This window comes from Mucilaginibacter pedocola (genome assembly GCF_002013915.1).
GTDB classification, from domain to species: domain Bacteria; phylum Bacteroidota; class Bacteroidia; order Sphingobacteriales; family Sphingobacteriaceae; genus Mucilaginibacter; species Mucilaginibacter pedocola.
Genome location: NZ_MBTF01000002.1, coordinates 145,034 through 162,289, shown reverse-complemented (window position 1 = coordinate 162,289; position 17,256 = coordinate 145,034). Strand labels below are relative to the sequence as shown.

Sequence of the window (17,256 nt, the reverse complement as noted above, 5' to 3'; positions counted from 1 at the left end):
AAAATATAATACAATTTGTTGATTATGAGACTAATAATTTTATGACGATACCTGCGGTCCAGGCTCATACGCTGCAAATCCTCGCTCTTTCTTTCGCGCAAGCCTTCTCGCAGCTGTGGGTTTTCCGCTCCTATCCCTATCGCATTTTTCTGAACCTTGATGCGCTTGATTTAAAGATCATTCGATTCTTATGTGAGCGGCGGTGAGGACACCGCCTTGGGGAATGTATGGGTTAGGTAACCTAGACTCTTTACTTAAAAATACGCTGCGCCTTCTTAATCGTTTTCTCCAAATCAATTCCCTTACCCAATACACCGGCGAACAGGTCGCCTTCTTTTTTGAGGCGGGCTATGGAATTGTGGATAGTAAAATCCTTCATGGTAAGCCCGGGTTTTACTTCATCCCAATGCAAAGGCATAGAAACGGTAGCGCCGGGTTTGGGACGTAGCGAGTATGGGCCCGCAATGGTGGCGCCGGGGCGGTTCTGTAAAAAATCAAGGTACATTTTGCCGTCACGGTTTTTAACCATTCGCTCTAAAGTGGTATAGCCGGGTATTTGCTGGTGGACGATATTGACAATAAGGCGGGCGAATAACTGCGACTGGTCGTAATCGTACTTCGCCCCGAGCGGAATATAAATATGCATACCGGTAGAGCCGGATGTTTTGCAAAACGAGGGTACATCTACAGCATCCAGCACTTTTTTTACTTCCTGCGCGGCGGCTATCACCTGGTCGAATGTGTTTTTATCGGGGTCGAGGTCTATAATGCAATAGTCCGGGTTATCCGGCGACTGCACCCTGCTGAACCAAGGGTTCATCTCGATACATCCTAACGATGCCATCCAAAGCAGGGTAGCTTCATCGTGCCCAACCAAATAATCTTTATCCTCGCCCTCGCTGGTTTTATACGGGAACGTCTTCACCCAATCGGGTGCTTTGCCTTTTACATCCTTTTGGTAAAAACTTGGCCCGTGGATACCGTTGGGGAAACGGTTGAGCGATTGCGGGCGGTCTTTCAAATATGGCAAAATATATTCGGCTACCTGGTAGTAGTAGTTGAACATATCCCTTTTGGTAATGCCATCCTCGGGCCAGTAAATTTTGCTCAGGTGCGTAAACTTCAGGTCGTGACCGCAAATTTTCTTTACCTGAGTTTCTTCCTTTGGGTTTAGCAGGGTCCGCCTGGTGCTTTCCTTTGGGGATTTTACTAAGTCGCTTTTGCTTTCTTTCCTTTCTTTTTTTAGAGCTTCACCTTCAACAACTTCAGCCGTACGAGCTTCCGCTTCGCGGACCACCTCTTTAGCTTTCTTATCTTCACGCATGCCCTGAAAGGATGGGTGGCGGAAAACGCCATCGCTTGTTACTTCGGCAAAACTTACTTCGCAAACCAGTTCGGGTTTTAACCAGGTAGCTTTGGCTTTAGGCGGGTTCGGGCGGAAGCGCGAGGGTTTATTCACATCCGGCTCGCTATCGAATGGCGTTTCGTCGATAATGAGCGGCTTAAACTGCTTCATCATTTCTTTTTGAAGCTTATCCGAAAAACCGGTTCCTACCTTGCCCACATATTGAAAGCGCCCATTTTCATAAACGCCTAATAACAACGAGCTGAATTGCTTTGCTGTCCCCTCGTTTTTGGTGAAGCCGCCAATAACAACTTCCTGCCTTTTATTTATTTTTATTTTCAGCCAATCTTTCGAGCGGCTATCGGCTACGTACGGACTGTTGGCTTTTTTGGCCATAATGCCTTCAAGCCCTATCTTCTCTGCAGCTTTGTAAAACTCCAAGCCATTGGCTGTAAACAACTGGTTCAGGCGAATCCGGTCGTCATCCGTAGGCAACACGCTTTTTAGTATTGCCTGGCGTTGAGTAAGTGGTAAATCCATCAGGTTTTTCCCCTCGTACCAAAGCAAATCGAATACATAAAGCATCAGCTCCCCATCGGCTTCGCTACGCCAGTTTTGCAGCGCGCCGAAGTTGGAGATGCCTTTATCATTCAACACCAATATTTCGCCATCTATAACGGCATTTATCTTCCAGCCCTCCAATAGCTTGGTAATAGGATAGTATTTTTCATTAAAGGATTTGTTATTGCGCGATAGCAGCTGCACCTCGCCCTTGTTAATAAAACCGAGCGTGCGGTAGCCATCCCATTTTATTTCGTACACCCAATCCGAGTCATCAAATGGTTTATCAACCAATGTAGCCAGCATGGGCTTTATTCCGACGGGGATTTTGCTTTTGGGCGCTTTTTTTAAGATAAAGTCGACATCTACAGAATCATCGGCTTTTGTTTCTTCTACCGCATCCTCAAGCTTTTCTGTCGGGAGTTTCTTTTTACTTGTTCGTTTTGGCTTCTCTTTTTCTATATCCTCTTCGTGCCCGTGCTGCCAAACCTTATCGCCGGTTTTCTCCATGCTTGCTATGGTTTTACCCGACAGCACCGACTTATCCTGCTTGGTGATATCCTTCGTCGAAGCAAAATCATCTTTATGCTTTATCAGCAACCAGCCGTTCTCCCCCATGCCATGGGTTTTCACTAACGCATATTCCCCCTCCAGCTTTTCGCCATGGAGTTTTATTTTTAGTGAGCCTTCCTTCAGTTGTTTCAGCAGATGCTTTTCCTGTGCCTTTTTGCCTTTTACTTCCTCAATGGGTTCATAGGTGCCCTCGTCCCAAACGATGACGGTGCCGCCTCCGTATTCGCCTTTGGGTATCAACCCTTCAAACAAGCGGTAATCATAGGGGTGGTCTTCCACCATCATAGCCAACCGTTTGTTCTTTGGGTCGGTTGATGGCCCCTTGGGTACAGCCCAGCTTTTTAGTACGCCATCCATCTCCAGCCTGAAGTCGTAATGCAGGCGGATAGCATCATGCTTTTGTATTACAAAATGCAGCTTATCTTTATCCTTGCTTTTCCCGCCCTTGGGTTCAGCAGTTTTGCTGAAATCCCGTTTCTTGGCATACTTTTCCAGGCTCATGGCTTTCTAAAATAAAATGGTTTATTCCTCTATTACAGATAAGATGTTCCCTGCCGGGTCGGTAAACCAGGCAATGCTGGGGCCGCGTTCGCCACCATCGCCACGTGAAATGTTGTTTTCGTCGGTTTTAAGGTATTCCGAATCGTAACTTTCGAACTTTGCACCCTTTGCTTTGAGGGTATTTACCGTTTCGTCGATATCTTTCACGGGGAAATTATACACCGTGAAAGTAGCCGGCTGATGGTTCGGTTTTGGATAGATGATGATCTTGCCGCCGCCGGTAGTAACTGTAAGAATGTTACCCATCTGTTCGTTCTTTTCAACCTGCAGGCCTAATACTTCTTTATAAAAATGTTCTGCCTTATCGGTATCATCAACCGAGAAGCTGCTGAAGCCTTTTGATTCCTGTAACATAATGTATTCGTTATTGGGGTTTATAATTTAGTTTAATGGTTTAAGGCCGAACATGGCCTTGCCTGTTTCGAGGTCAACCGGTTCTGAAATATGTTCGTGGGTGATGAGCCATTGCCCGCCGATATTTTTATAGCCAGATGTTACCCGGTACCACATATCATGTTCCTCGCCGTTCACGCCAGTCCCCCAGGTGCGCATCAGGAAATTACTGAAGGCGACCGCTCCGCTTGCCGACACCTGAACATTGGCAACTTCTTGGTTTATGTGGCCAACATAGCCCGAAAACCATTTTTCCAGCCGTTCGGCTAAGCCGCCGTTATTTTGAAGCGCACCCGCAAGGTCGAATGTAGTTACATCCGGCGCATATTTGGATATAAGTGCGTGTTCGTCGCGGTTATAAACCGCAATTATTTTATCATCTATCAATTCCCTTATTTCCGCTTCGGCTGTAAGGGACCCTGTTGCAATTAACATAGTGCTTTCATTGGGTTGCCATACCATACCTCAAAAGTGCTGCCAATTAGTTGGCGAATAAACCGTTAAGCCAAACTCCTACTCAATAAAAAAAGCCGCCTGCAAAATGCATGGCGGCCAACCTGTTTAGTTGTGTTTAGTTTATAGTTCGGTTATTTCTCCGGATATGGTTGCGTTGGGCTTTGACCCATCGGTATTCATCATATTTACCTCGGGTATTTTAAAACTAAGTTTTCCGCTGCTAACTGTTACTTGTACATCAACGGCCGTTAATTCGTTGTAAGCAAAGGCTTGTGAATCGCCGCCTGCAGATAGTTCGAACTCGTTAGCAGCTGTTGCTGCACCAACGCGCACCAGTTTATAGGTGCCGCTGGCCGTTGGTATGGTTTTAAAGCTCGGAACAATTGAATGTACTGTTGGGTCGGTACCTACGGGGGTTTTATCAGCGAACAGGAATAAGGTACTTGGTGTCCCGCCAGATGTTACTACCCTGTGGCTAAAGCCCACGGTATAGGTAGTGCTGCCCAGTTTCCAGCTATTGGCAGCAGGTTTTGCTTCTTCGTTGTTTTTTGAACAGGCACCGAAAACAAGAACGGCTGCCAATAAGGTGAAAAGTTTTTTCATGGTTTGGGTGTTTGTTAATACAAATCACCCGTTTTTACACACCGGCATCAATAATACAGATGTAGTATTTTGATAGCCGCTTAAGCCAAAACGCCAACCTCAACAGGCTGCGCAACAACGGGTATAGTAAACGCAAACTCGGTGCCTATGCCCGGCTGGCTGTTCACCCATATTTTGCCGTTACATTTTTCTACCAGGTCTTTACAAAATAAAAGGCCCATACCGGTGCCTAATTCATTATTTGTACCCGTTTTACTGTCAACCTTGCTTTTGAATAATTTTTCTGCCTGCTCGGGTGCCATGCCCATGCCCGTATCGCGCACGCGGATAATAACATGCTCCTCATCTTGCCATCCCGATAATACTTCGATGGTGTCGCCTTTGCCCGTGAACTTAATGGCATTGGTTATCAGGTTGCGCAAAACTATGCGTATAGAATTAGGATCGGCGGCGGCAGAAAGGCCGGCTTCTACCCCGTCTATCAGGCCTACGCCTTTTTGCGTAGCCGAGTCATGATAATTCTCCACTTCGTAGCGCACCACGTCCTTCACCGAAAAAGTAGTAACCGAATTGGTGAAACTCTCCATCTGGCTGTTTATCCAAAACAGCAGCGTGTCCAAAAAGTCGGAGGTATACTCCAGCTTCTTCAATACGCCGGGTATCATCTCCAGCATTTCCTGGTGGGTGATGGTTTGGTCGGTGAGCAAGTCGAACATGCCACGCAGGGTACTTAGAGGAGCCCTCAGGTCGTGCGCCAGTATCGATATCAGCCTGTCTTTTAATTTATTCAGGTCATTCAGCTTATACGTCTGGTCATCCAGGCTAACCTTCTGCTGCAGTACTTCGTAGTTTTTTTCCTCCAGTTTGGCATTTATTTGCTGTTGCTTGCGGCGCTGGCGGTAATAGTTTACGGCTATAATGATCATGGCCAGGATAACGATGCCGAAAATGATGTTCAACGAACGCTGACTTTCTATTTTTTGTTGATACAGCAGGGTTTGCTCTCTTTGTTGCTCCTTTATCTGCCGTTCTTTGGCTGCAAAATTGAGCCCGTAATTGTAGGATGTTAGTTTTTGAATGCTCTCGTTATCCTTTAGTTTGGCGCGAAGCTGCATGTACTCGTCGAGATAAGCATAAGCATCATCAAACTTGCCTAAGCCCGATAGCGTTTTGCTCAACTGCAAAGCTGCATTTGCCCTTACCGATAAGTTACCCAGTTGTATGGCCAAAGCTTGCCCTGCTATGGCATGCTGAAATGCTTTGGTGTATTGCTTCTGCAAGTTGTATGCTGTTGATAAACCAATAAGCGCGTAAGCCTGGTTAAATACATACTTATACTTTTGCGAAATGCTAACAGCTGTATCAAGGTAACTTATAGCCAAAGCCCCTTTCCCCTGGTTGGCATAGCAAAGCCCCAAATCGGTATAAAGCGAGCATAGGCCGTCAATGTCCTCCTGGCTTTTGGCAACCTTTAATGACGATGCCAGGTAGCCAATAGCCTTGCTGTATTCCTTTTGAGCCAACAGCACTTCGCCAATATTCTCGTTCACGGTGGCAATGGCCTGGTAGTTTTTGGTGCCTTTAAAAAGGTTCAGCGCTTTTTGATAATGGTCGAGCGCATTGGGATAAACTTCCATGGCCTGCAACACAAGCCCAATATCGTTATACAACTCTGCCGAAGGCCCGCTGTAATGATACTTTACAGCAATGAACAAGCCTTTATAATAATAATCAAGCGCTTGCGACAGGTCGCCCATGCTATAATATACTATACCAATATTCTTGTAGTTATCGGCAAGGGCGCGCTGGTCGTTAATTTTTTCGTTAATGCCCAATGCCTGTATCAGGTACACCAGTGCTTTTTTATAATCGGCAAGCAACGTATACATCCTGCCCAACGACACGTAGCTTAAGCTTAGCCCCTTGTTGTTTTTTAAGCGCTTGTAAATTTGGATGGCCTCGTCAAAATTCTCTTGGGCCTTTTCGGACCGGCCTTTAAAATAATTTACGTGCCCGGTTTGTAAAAGCCCATTGGCCAACCCTTCTTCGTACTTTATTTTGCGCGCCATCTCCACCCCTTTTTGCCCGTAATAAAAAGCACTGTCGGGGTTCGATTGAAAATAATCGGCCGCAAGTTTATTCATACGGTTAATGGTAACCGTATCTGTGGGCGATTGCGCCGCCGAAGCAATACTCAACAGGTTTTTAATGCTATCTACATGCGGGTTGCGCATACCGGCGAAAGCCGCATTTCCGGAGAATAAATAAAAAAGGGCTACACCGGGTATTACTCGGCGTATGTGTTTGAGGGGCATGCGTTTAATTTAATTCCGTACAAGTTTTGTTATACGAAAACTTGTGATAAAAAAGTTACCGATAAGGTAAACAAAAAAACGCAGAATACGATACCCTACAGAAAAAGGCTCCGCCTATTTATTGGCGAGGTTCCAAAGCGTAACAAAAGCCAATTGAGTTTGCTTGGTAAGCAGGCTGTAGTTCACCCTGTCGGGTGTGTCGGTTGGCTTGTGGTAATCGGTACTAAAACCACAATCTATCCTTATAAAAGGCACGCCTTTTAGGTAAAAGTAATACTGGTCTGACCCGGTTAAACGCCTCATTATATATTGAGGGGCTTCGTAGTGCGTATCAAGGGTGAGTTTTGTTGATGCATCGTTGGCGCCATACAAAGCATCGCGTAACCCGCGGTTAAGCGTATCTTTTACCAATATGTATGCGTAGTTGGTGCTATCGGCCATTTTGTGGTTTACATGAATGGTATCCGGCCGGCCCATCATATCAATATTCAATACGGCATAGGTTTTTTCCATAGGTTGTACCGGGTGCGCCACATACCAAGCCGAACCCAGCAATCCGCGCTCCTCACCAGTGAATGAAGCAAACACGATAGTGCGTTTGGGGCGCAGCCCTTGTTTAACAGCACGGTTCATCATCGCGGCAATTTCCATTACGGCTACCGTTCCGCTGGCATTGTCTACCGCGCCATAATAAATTTCTTTACCGTTTACACCGTCGTGATCGTGGTGGGCAGATATTACCACGCTGGCTAATGATGTATCGGTGCCCTTTATCATACCGATAACGTTAGGGGCATGCGTTTCTTTAAATTGTCGGTTAAGTTCTACGCTTACAATGGTTTTTAATTCGCGGTAATTTTTATCGCCGGGGTTTTGCAGGGTACCATCGGTATTGGTGGTTAAATTATCTGCCGCTAACAGGGTTTTCAAACGTTCGGGCGAAAGGGCAATTTCGGGAAGAGGCAACACACTACCGGGTGCCGGAGTTTGTGGCTGCACATATTGCGGAATAAATTTCCTTGAGCGTTGCCTGTCCAATACTTTTGATACCGAAGGGCTACTCCATATAATTGCCAAAGCGCCGCGTTTAGTTAATACATTAGATAAACTATCTATCCCCGACTTAAAGAATTTAGCCATCAAAACACCGTTCAGCACTACTGCCTTCTCACGTACTTCCATTTGTGGCAGGTCGCGGTAAAAATCATCGGGGCTGGTGTGGTTAGCCAAAATAACGGGCATATCCTTCAGATCTGCCGGCAGGCTCGGGTATAATTGCCATCCATCGAAAATATCGAATCGTTTATTGTTAATCGTTAGCGTTGCTTTGTCCTGCTTTAATATGGCTGTTATCGATTGAAAATACGACCTGTTTTTATCGTAGGGCGCAGTAAGTCCGTTGGCTTTATAAGCTGCTGCCACATAATTTGCGGCAAGCACATCTCCTTTGCTACCCATGGCCCGCCCCTCCATTTTTGCCGATGCCAGGTAATACAAGTTCTTTTTAAGGTTTGTAGTAGAACAACCGCCGGCAATATCAGTAATGGCTTTTTGTTGCGCCGCGCAAATGGTGCTGCAAAATAGTAAAAGGGGGAAAAGGCGCATTTATGGTTGTTTAGGCAGTGTTTTAAAAAGGGGAGATATACGGGGCGCTAATTTATTGAAATGTTTTTAATTTATTTACTCTTAATTTATTTCCTTTCTATAACTGGCGTTTATCTTTTCGCCCAGTGTAAACTCTCATCATATCGTCATAACCTACACTCTGTTTTAGTGGCGCTTAAAACTTTTTGTACCCCCGGGCGTTATGAAGTACTATTAATTAACTTGATATCAAAAACATACAACACCATGAAATTCCGATTAATTATCCCCGCTTTGCTCGTAATTGCAGTAGTGGGCCAAAGTTGTGTAAGCACTAAAAAATATAAAGACCTGCAAACCAACTACAATCAGCTTGATAGCAGCAACCGTGATCTAAAAGCCAAATACCTAACCAGCGAACAAAACCTTGCCGTACGTACAGGGCGTGTAGTAAGCCTGGAAGAGCAACTGGCCAACGAACGCTCAAATGCAAAACAATTGCAGGCCGCGCTCGATAAATGCTTAACATCCGGCAGCCAGGGTAACGTAAACATCTCTAAACTGGTTGACGAGATAAATTCATCAAACCGTTACATTCAGCAATTGGTGAACGCCAAAAACAAAAGCGACTCGCTTAACCTGGTGCTAACCAACAACCTTACCCGTTCGCTTAGCCAAACTGAGGCACAGGGTGTGGATGTACAAGTGCTGAAGGGCGTAGTTTATATCTCGCTTGCCGATAATATGCTTTACAAATCGGGCAGCTACGAGATATCTGACAAAGCCGGCGCTACGCTGAGCAAAATTGCCAAGATCATTACCGACTACAGTACCTACGATGTGTTGATAGAAGGTAATACCGACAACGTGCCGATTTCGCAAAAGAATATCCGCAACAACTGGGACCTGAGCGCCCTGAGGGCGGCATCGGTTGTAATGGCCTTACAAAATACTTATCAGGTAGATCCTAAACGCTTAACAGCAGGTGGCCGCGGCGAGTATAACCCGATAGCAGAGAATACTACTGAAGCGGGTAAAAGCAAAAACAGGCGTACGCAAATTATCATTACACCAAAACTCGACCAGTTTATGGAGCTGATAAACAAAGCGCCCGAAAACAAACAATAACATATAGTTTATTACGCTTAAAACGCGGGGTAGCCAATGGCTGCTCCGCGTTTTGTTTTATATGGCCGCACCCACAAGCTTTATCTCACAGCTTCAAAGCATTTTAGATTGTTATTCAACAAAGGCCTCGGTTATTAAGCACATTTTGCTATCTTTTCGGGACGAAAACTTAGCGTACACAATAGGGTGGCCAACGCTGCCAAACAGGCTTGATACATTTATGGAAAATATAAGGCTTTCGGAGTCGCATAATGATAAAAACTGGAAACAATGGGGGCCATATCTTGCTGAAAGGCAATGGGGTACTGTTAGGGAAGATTATAGCCAAAACGGAAACACGTGGGACTATATTAACCACGACCTGGCGCGCAGTTATGCCTACCGCTGGGGCGAAGAAGGGATTGGAGGCTTTTGCGACAGCGAGCAGGTTTTATGCCTTGCGCCCGCCTTTTGGAACGGAAACGATACCATTTTAAAAGAAAGGCTCTTCGGCTTAACCAATAATGAAGGCAACCACGGCGAAGACGTAAAAGAACTTTATTTTCATTTAGACTCTTCGCCCACCCATTCTTATTGCAAATTCCTGTACAAATACCCGCAAAAGGCTTACCCCTATATGCCTCTGTTGGAAAACAACAGGCGAGACCGACTAAGCCCCGAATTTGAGATATTAGATACTGATGCCTTTAAAGACGGGCGTTATTTCGACTGCTATATAGAGTATGCAAAGGCCGGCGTTAAAGATATTTTGATGAAAATAACGGTGCATAACCGCGCCGCCGAAGCTGCCACCATACATGTGTTACCACATTTATGGTTCCGCAATTTTTGGCGGCACAACCCACGGTTTAGTAAACCCGGTATGGCGGTGGTTTCCGAAGGCTGTATACAAACTACTTCCACGCGCAACGGCGCATATTACTTTTACCACCAAGGGGGCGAACAATTGTTTTGCGAGAATGAAACCAACAGTCAGCGTATCTTCCATAAAGAGAATGATACGCCCTTTGTTAAAGACGGCATCAACAATTACGTTGTAAATGGCGAGCCAACTGTAAATCCTGAAAAAAAAGGAACTAAAGCCGCTGTTTGGCTAAAAGCCGAGATTGAAGCAGGGGGCTCTAAAACCTTTAAAATAAGGCTGAGCCGCGGCAAAACAGAACTGCCCTGGGAAGATTTTGACGAGGTGCTTGAATCGCGATTGACGGAAACAGACGAGTATTACAAAAACCTTGCGCCTAAAAAGCTTCAACCAAATCAACAGCAATTACTAAGAAGCGCGGTTGGTGGCCTACTTTGGACCAAACAGTTCTATTACTTCGATATTTTTAAATGGCTTTTTGGCGAACCTAACGACCCAACCCCGCCACGCAATTTTAAGCGCAATTACGATTGGCAGCACCTTACCTGTCGCAACATCATATCAATGCCCGATAAGTGGGAGTACCCATGGTTTGCTGCCTGGGACCTTGCCTTTCACGCGGCAAGTTTTGTACACGTAGACCCGGTGTTTGCCAAGCAACAACTATTGGTAGTGTTGCGCGAATACTACATGCATCCCAACGGGCAAATTCCGGCTTATGAATGGAATTTTAGCGATGTAAACCCGCCGGTGCATGCCTGGGGGGTATGGTATTGCTTTGAAGCCGACCGTAAGAAAACCGGCAAAGCCGATTGGGATTTCCTGGAGCGAGCGTTCCAAAAACTGCTCATGAACTTTACCTGGTGGGTAAACCAAAAAGATGCTAACGGTACCGATATTTTTGAAGGAGGCTTCCTGGGGCTGGATAACATCGGTGTATTCGACCGTAACCACATGCCGCCGGGCATTAAGAAACTACAGCAGGCTGATGCTACCAGCTGGATGGCTATGTACGCCATCAACATGCTGCGGATATCGCTCGAGCTTGCTCAACATAATATAGCCTACGAAGAATCTGCCGCTAAATTTTTCCGCCACTTTTTAAATATTGGCTGGGCCATGCAACGTATGGGTAAAACCGATATTTCGTTATGGGATGAGGAAGACGGCTTTTATTATGATGCCATCCAATTTGAGAATGGGGCCAGTCAGCGTTTGAAGATACGTTCGCTGGTGGGCATTATCCCGCTATTGGCGGTGGAAATTATGCCGGCAGATATATTCTCGAAACTGCGCGAATTCAACAACCGCCTCAGCAGCATCAAACTAACCCGCCCCGACCTCACGAAAGTTATATCAGACATCGACAAGAAAAATGCCGACGGCAATTACCTCTTTGCCTTAATGATAGGCGACCGCCTGGAGCAATTGTTAAAAAGGTTGTTAGATGAGGATGAGTTTTTATCAGATTACGGCATTCGTTCTCTATCTAAATACTACCAGGATAAGCCTTTTGTTTTTGGCTATCAAGGGGCCGAGTTTCGCATTCAATACGAACCAGGTGAAAGTTCGAGCGCTATGTTCGGCGGTAATTCCAATTGGCGCGGCCCGATATGGATGCCTATAAACTATCTCATTATAAACGCCCTCCGCAAATACCACGAGTATTATGGCGATTCGTACACCTACGAGTTCCCTGCGCGATCAGGAAATAAGCTAACGCTGAAGCAAATTGCAAACGAGTTAACCAAGCGGCTTTTGAAGATATTCGAAAGAGATGCAGATGGAGCTTACCAATACCATTCGAGTACACAAAAAGAATGGAGCGGCGAACACTTTAAAGACCACCACCTGTTTTACGAGTTTTTCCACGGCGACAATGGGCAGGGCCTCGGCGCATCGCACCAAACCGGGTGGACGGCCCTATTTGCCAATTTATTGCTGGAGATGGATGAATAGAAATTTATGCCCATTAGTTATGTTTCGGCTACTAATGGATTACAGACCGGCGAGTAATCAATTAACAAAGGGGCTATATTTGAACAATGGCAAAGGAATATCTGCTTTACTGCGATGAATCTGTTGAGACTGGGACTTACTATTCTGATTTTTACGGTGGGGCGCTTCTTGATTCCAGTAATTTGGAAGAGATCGTTAATCGGCTTGAAGCTAAAAAAGCCGAACTTAACCTACACAAAGAAGTTAAGTGGACTAAAGTTACGAGCAATTATTTATCTAAATATAAAGGTCTCATTGATGAGTACTTTGATTTAATCAAATCAGGTAAACTTAAAATACGCATCATGTTTCGCCAATCTGCGTATGAGGCCATCAATTTAACACAGTCGCAAAAGGACAATGGCTTCTTTTTACTTTATTACCAGTTCATAAAACATGCGTTTGGTTTTGCCTGTATACCAGAAGAAGAAATTAACGAAAAGAGATATCTAAGAATTTTTTTGATGAATTACCCGATAATAAACTGCGGTGCGAGGAATTTAAAAGTAAAATATTTGGCATACAGTCTTTAAACCAATTTGTTCATTCCCGTATTTGCATACGACGTGATGATATTGTAGACGTTGATTCAAACCGACATGTGATTTTGCAATGTATGGACATTATTCTCGGATGTATGGCCTTTCGCCTTAATAACTTACATAAGGCAATACCTGTAGGCGAACACCGGCGAGGTAAACGCACTATTGCTAAGGAAGACTTATATAAACATATACTGGCACATATTAGAGATATTAAGCCAAGATTCAATATTGGGGTAAGTACAAGTGGCGGATTTACTGAACGATGGACTGACCCTTATCGTCATTGGAATTTTAAACCAAAAGACCACAGAGTGGATAACGCAAAATTTAAGAAATAAAAAGCCCCATCGTAGCTAAAAAAGTTCCCACGTGGAACGTAGGCCTTCGCTTTGACAGGGCAGTACAAAAATAAACTTAATTCGACACTTTTGCAACACAAATTCAACACTTTAGCTTCGCTTTAGTTTGATTTTCCTGAAATGTATATAAGTATCTTTCTTTGCAATGTCATTACAATTCTTTACAAAGTAAGAAGCCTCAAGTCTTTCAACTTAAGGCTTCTTACTTTCTCGTCGGGATGAGAAGATTCGAACTTCCGACCTCCAGCACCCCATGCTGGCGCGATACCGGGCTACGCTACATCCCGAACAAATGAATTGTTCTAAATAATCTCTCTTTCCATCTTGCAAACGGTGTTTTTTACAACCTCATGCTAGGTTTAACTTGATTATTTATTCTTTGATTTTTTAATGGTAGTACACAGAGTAGTACACATTGGGCTGCAAATATACTAGCTTGAATTAAAATTGAAATACCTCATGTTATATTTATTAAGTGAATAAATGAATTATGATGCCTATGCACGATTATAGCAATCAAGAGCAAGGAGGAACGGAATAAATGGATTGTGTGGCAGCTATGTGGGTTTATGCCGTAGTTCCTTGCCTCGCTTCAGCAGCTATAATCGTAACTTTGCTTAATAATTCATTTTACACACTCAACTTCCAATTCAGAAATTCTTAATTTTTTACTTTTATAAGGGTAGTTAAAATTCTGAATTAGGTGAATGTTGTTTGAGATTGTTGATTGCTACTCTTCCCTATTTATTTAAAAGGTAAACTGCTTAATAGCTGTTTAAATGCCATTTCTGTCAATTCAGAAAAATTAAAATTTCTTAATTTATAGAGGGTAATAAAATTCTGAGTTGAGATTTCTAAAATCTACTACTACGATTTTCAATAATTGGATTTTATAACCCCATGTTATCTATTTGGTAGTAGATTATTATTTGGTGAATTTGAGAAAGAAAGCCTCAGTGGGATGTTAAGTGCGATGTTGCCCTAATGTTTTAAAAGGTAAAGAAGCATTTTGCCAGGTTCGGCATTCAATGAATGACACGCCCAAGTGACCTTTTAATAAAGTAGAAAGACATCATAAAATTTAAATCAGCAGAAAGCAATTGGGTGCATTAGATATTTATTATATTGGATGTTTGCTTTAAAAATTAACCTTCTCGGCGATGACTTTAGATAATGTTTTAAAATTAGCTCAACTAATCATAACTCCATTAAGCCTGGTACTTGCTTACAGTGCATTTCGAATACAAAACAAGGTTTTAAAATCTCAACTTACCGCTAGAGAATTAGAAAATAAAAAATTCTTACTGTCTATCCGTCCGGAATTTATAATGGATATTCGACCCTATAATAAAGACCCTCATGAGGTATTTGTGATACTTAAAAAGAACGTCGCACTTAATCTAAAGCCCTATAAAATTATCGATGGAGTAAAAGTGTATTCTCAATTTGAAACCCCCTATTTTGCAGTTGATCAACCTATAAGAATATTTAGTGGTCCATGGTCAAATGAGGGATTGCAAATTAATTTTGGTGTTGAGTTTACTGACGAAATAGGAACAGCCTATTATCAAATCGCAACTGGGGACGTAAGATCTTGCAATATCTCTCCACCTATGATCTTATTTTAATCTATAAAATGTGTTATAAAGTAAGAATAAGCCCTAACGGGCTTTAACTTACGATGGTTAATGTTCCACGGATAAAATGTAGTCAGCTGCTCGTTGTGCTTGCGTGGCAGCTTTTATGACTAACGTTTTATCATTCTTAAGCGCTTTGAGCCACCCTTGGATATATGCTGCACTATTATCAAAAACTGGCTGACTAATACCGGTTATGGCTGATAAGAAAGCTGCAGTCATTTCTGCAGTAAGTTCTTCTTTAGCATAATCGGTTTTACCGTAGCCATCTGATTGCATAAGTTCCATTCTATTCAATCTACTTTCATGACCGGTGCTGTGTGCCAGTTCATGGAATAATGTATTGTAATACTCTTCGTTAGACTTTGATCTTTTTAAGCTCGGTACGGTAACGGTGTCGGTTGACGGCTGGTAATATGCATTTGTACCATTCTTGCGTATAGTGGGCTTGTTAGGCATATTGGCGACAACATTTTCACAGGCTTCTATTGTTTCAAATTCGTTCCGTTCTTCAGATTCAAAATGTGGGAATTCAATTCCTTCTGTTTGGGCAATATTGAATACGTTATAGACTTTGGGAACCATTATTGTTTTAGGCTTTCCAGTTTCATCAACTGCCGGGTGCGTATTAGCATCAGCGCTGTTTTTAAGTGTAATCTCTGCCCAATAAATTATCCTTATCCCTTTCTCGCCCTTCTTTATCGAGCCTTTAAGGTGCTGCGCCTGTTTGAAAGTAATGTAATAAGGAGTTGGGTAACCTTTGATTGTAGAATGGAAGTTAAGAAGGAATATGTTCCAGCCTCGATAGTTTACATTGGTGGTAATGTTCTTTGGTAGTCCAACCTGATTCCAAGGGCATTGCCATATCACTGTTCCCTCTTCTAATGCTCTGATTACTGCATCTGTTACTTCCTGATAGGTGTCTTTGAATGTAACCGGTTCTGAACTTGTTGAAGTTGCCATGTCGTTAAATGATTTAATGGATAAATAATTAATTATGGCAGCCATACAGCCAGGAAGAAGGAATAAGGTCAAGGTGGAGAGCAAACAACTTTTATGACCATGGAATAAATAGGCAGAGCATGGGCATAGCGGGTTTATGCCGTGAAAGCTTAAAAGTTTTTGATACCACCTTGAGTAGTTGGCACGTGAGGGTAAGGAAACCGTTTCCTGCTTAACTGGCTAACTTTGCTTGCCGGGATTGATTATTCCTTAGTTAGGCAAATCTTTAAGATATATATATCCTTGCTAAGAATTATAAAAGCAATTCACATTCTATGTATGCACTTCTCTTCCAACAAACCAGGCTTCGTCAAACTGATTTATTAAATTTGCAATAGGCTAGCCATAAATTACCTGCATCAAAGGTCTCACTATTTAGATATGTCATACAATTACTCGGTCAACAAGGTAATTTTGCTGGGGTATATAGATAGCCCAGTGGTAAGTAATTCGGAATTCATTACATTTTTACTATGTACTGCAGAGAAAATTAATCGAAATAATAATATGATTGGGCACAACGAAATCCACCGAATAAAGATACCAATCGGACAATCGGTTAGTGAACTTATTAAGCTCAAAACCGGGACTAAATTATACGTGGAGGGCAAACTACAAACAACCGTATTACCCGACGCGGGTACAGGCAGGATATATCACAAAGATATTATTGTAACGAATTATGAGATTTTAGAGAACCATTTAGAATAACCTTGTGTAATTCGCAGTTACAATGATGCTCTCGCGGCAACTGCTTATTGATTGACCCATGATTCGGTGGAGCCTCCGACTCTTAAGTCGAGATAACGGTAACACTGAATGTTTACGCAACTTGTAAACAAGGTTTTAAGAGTTCTAACATTTCGGTCTCTAAAATATCACATAATTGAATAAACCGCTCAAGTGTGACTTTGGTCTGTCCCAATTCCAATTTGCTATAGGCATTTTGAGACATGTTTAACTGACTGGCAATATATTCCTGAGTGTAATTGAGTTGTAGGCGCCGGTCCCTTATAGCTATAGCTATCAATTTATTGTTATACATTGGTTAAAATTTGATATAAACAACACTTTTTTGGGTAGGTTGTTTACTTAACGTGTATAATACTTAACGGATATCTGAAGCAATAATGAAGATGTCGATACGCTTAATTTGCTCCTAAATTAAAACCTTTATTATTGATAATTGTCAATTTAATATCAAGCATTCGGGGGACAGCTTGATTATAAAAGCGACGCTCACTTAATCCATTTAAGTGGGCGTTTTTAATTTGCAATTCAATCTAAAACTAATAAAGTCCCCGTACACTCGCTGCTTGGGGACTTAACCTAAA

The 17,256-nt window shown here is 43.1% G+C and carries 12 protein-coding genes and 1 tRNA gene; 4 read left to right on the top strand and 9 right to left on the bottom strand.

Annotated features, from left to right (window positions below):
* Positions 1-250: 250 nt before the first annotated feature.
* The 6 genes from ligD to BC343_RS05015 form a co-directional block, all read right to left on the bottom strand.
* On the bottom strand, positions 251-2,980 hold the full coding sequence (ligD, locus tag BC343_RS05040; RefSeq protein WP_078346645.1) for a DNA ligase D: 2,730 nt from the start codon (positions 2,978-2,980) through the stop codon (positions 251-253).
* A gap of 21 nt (positions 2,981-3,001) precedes the next feature.
* On the bottom strand, positions 3,002-3,394 hold the full coding sequence (locus BC343_RS05035; protein WP_078346644.1) for a VOC family protein: 393 nt from the start codon (positions 3,392-3,394) through the stop codon (positions 3,002-3,004).
* 27 nt (positions 3,395-3,421) lie between these two features.
* On the bottom strand, positions 3,422-3,868 hold the full coding sequence (locus BC343_RS05030) for a YybH family protein (protein WP_162276823.1): 447 nt from the start codon (positions 3,866-3,868) through the stop codon (positions 3,422-3,424).
* A gap of 141 nt (positions 3,869-4,009) precedes the next feature.
* Positions 4,010-4,492, bottom strand: a complete 483-nt coding sequence (locus tag BC343_RS05025; RefSeq protein ID WP_078346642.1) for a hypothetical protein — start codon at positions 4,490-4,492, stop codon at positions 4,010-4,012.
* Between the two features lie 80 nt (positions 4,493-4,572).
* A complete protein-coding gene (locus BC343_RS05020; RefSeq protein WP_078346641.1) occupies positions 4,573-6,807 on the bottom strand; it encodes a tetratricopeptide repeat-containing sensor histidine kinase in 2,235 nt (744 codons plus the stop codon).
* Positions 6,808-6,921: 114 nt separating this feature from the next.
* Positions 6,922-8,412, bottom strand: coding sequence for a M28 family metallopeptidase (locus BC343_RS05015; RefSeq protein WP_078346640.1), 1,491 nt, complete (start codon positions 8,410-8,412; stop codon positions 6,922-6,924).
* 246 nt (positions 8,413-8,658) lie between these two features.
* Between BC343_RS05015 and BC343_RS05010 the strand changes: the two genes are divergently transcribed.
* The 3 genes from BC343_RS05010 to BC343_RS31315 all read left to right on the top strand — a co-directional run bounded on the left by BC343_RS05010 (position 8,659) and on the right by BC343_RS31315 (position 12,912).
* Positions 8,659-9,519, top strand: a complete 861-nt coding sequence (locus BC343_RS05010) for an OmpA/MotB family protein (protein ID WP_078346770.1) — start codon at positions 8,659-8,661, stop codon at positions 9,517-9,519.
* Between the two features lie 220 nt (positions 9,520-9,739).
* Positions 9,740-12,340, top strand: a complete 2,601-nt coding sequence (locus tag BC343_RS05005; protein ID WP_078346768.1) for an MGH1-like glycoside hydrolase domain-containing protein — start codon at positions 9,740-9,742, stop codon at positions 12,338-12,340.
* Between the two features lie 86 nt (positions 12,341-12,426).
* Positions 12,427-12,912, top strand: coding sequence for a hypothetical protein (locus BC343_RS31315; protein WP_202909731.1), 486 nt, complete (start codon positions 12,427-12,429; stop codon positions 12,910-12,912).
* Positions 12,913-13,496: 584 nt separating this feature from the next.
* Here the strand turns inward: BC343_RS31315 and BC343_RS04995 are convergent.
* Positions 13,497-13,570, bottom strand: a tRNA-Pro gene (locus BC343_RS04995).
* 873 nt (positions 13,571-14,443) lie between these two features.
* Here BC343_RS04995 and BC343_RS04990 point away from each other — a divergent pair.
* Positions 14,444-14,911 (top strand): hypothetical protein, encoded by a 468-nt coding sequence (locus tag BC343_RS04990; RefSeq protein WP_078346639.1) that lies wholly within the window; start codon positions 14,444-14,446, stop codon positions 14,909-14,911.
* Between the two features lie 57 nt (positions 14,912-14,968).
* Here the strand turns inward: BC343_RS04990 and BC343_RS04985 are convergent, their stop codons facing one another.
* Both BC343_RS04985 and BC343_RS31935 read right to left on the bottom strand, forming a co-directional pair.
* Positions 14,969-15,883: an ArdC family protein gene (locus tag BC343_RS04985; protein WP_162276822.1), complete on the bottom strand. Its 915-nt coding sequence runs from the start codon at positions 15,881-15,883 to the stop codon at positions 14,969-14,971.
* An 862-nt stretch (positions 15,884-16,745) separates the two neighbouring features.
* A complete protein-coding gene (locus BC343_RS31935; RefSeq protein ID WP_078346636.1) occupies positions 16,746-16,967 on the bottom strand; it encodes a helix-turn-helix domain-containing protein in 222 nt (73 codons plus the stop codon).
* Positions 16,968-17,256 lie beyond the last annotated feature (289 nt).

Bases quoted from the DNA above. Each gene is read 5' to 3' on its own strand.
- ligD (WP_078346645.1), bottom strand. From the start codon at position 2,980: ATGAGCCTGGAAAAGTATGCCAAGAAACGGGATTTCAGCAAAACTGCT.
- BC343_RS05035 (WP_078346644.1), bottom strand. From the start codon at position 3,394: ATGTTACAGGAATCAAAAGGCTTCAGCAGCTTCTCGGTTGATGATACC.
- BC343_RS05030 (WP_162276823.1), bottom strand. From the start codon at position 3,868: ATGTTAATTGCAACAGGGTCCCTTACAGCCGAAGCGGAAATAAGGGAA.
- BC343_RS05025 (WP_078346642.1), bottom strand. From the start codon at position 4,492: ATGAAAAAACTTTTCACCTTATTGGCAGCCGTTCTTGTTTTCGGTGCC.
- BC343_RS05020 (WP_078346641.1), bottom strand. From the start codon at position 6,807: ATGCCCCTCAAACACATACGCCGAGTAATACCCGGTGTAGCCCTTTTT.
- BC343_RS05015 (WP_078346640.1), bottom strand. From the start codon at position 8,412: ATGCGCCTTTTCCCCCTTTTACTATTTTGCAGCACCATTTGCGCGGCG.
- BC343_RS05010 (WP_078346770.1), top strand. From the start codon at position 8,659: ATGAAATTCCGATTAATTATCCCCGCTTTGCTCGTAATTGCAGTAGTG.
- BC343_RS05005 (WP_078346768.1), top strand. From the start codon at position 9,740: ATGGAAAATATAAGGCTTTCGGAGTCGCATAATGATAAAAACTGGAAA.
- BC343_RS31315 (WP_202909731.1), top strand. From the start codon at position 12,427: ATGGCAAAGGAATATCTGCTTTACTGCGATGAATCTGTTGAGACTGGG.
- BC343_RS04990 (WP_078346639.1), top strand. From the start codon at position 14,444: ATGACTTTAGATAATGTTTTAAAATTAGCTCAACTAATCATAACTCCA.
- BC343_RS04985 (WP_162276822.1), bottom strand. From the start codon at position 15,883: ATGGCAACTTCAACAAGTTCAGAACCGGTTACATTCAAAGACACCTAT.
- BC343_RS31935 (WP_078346636.1), bottom strand. From the start codon at position 16,967: ATGTATAACAATAAATTGATAGCTATAGCTATAAGGGACCGGCGCCTA.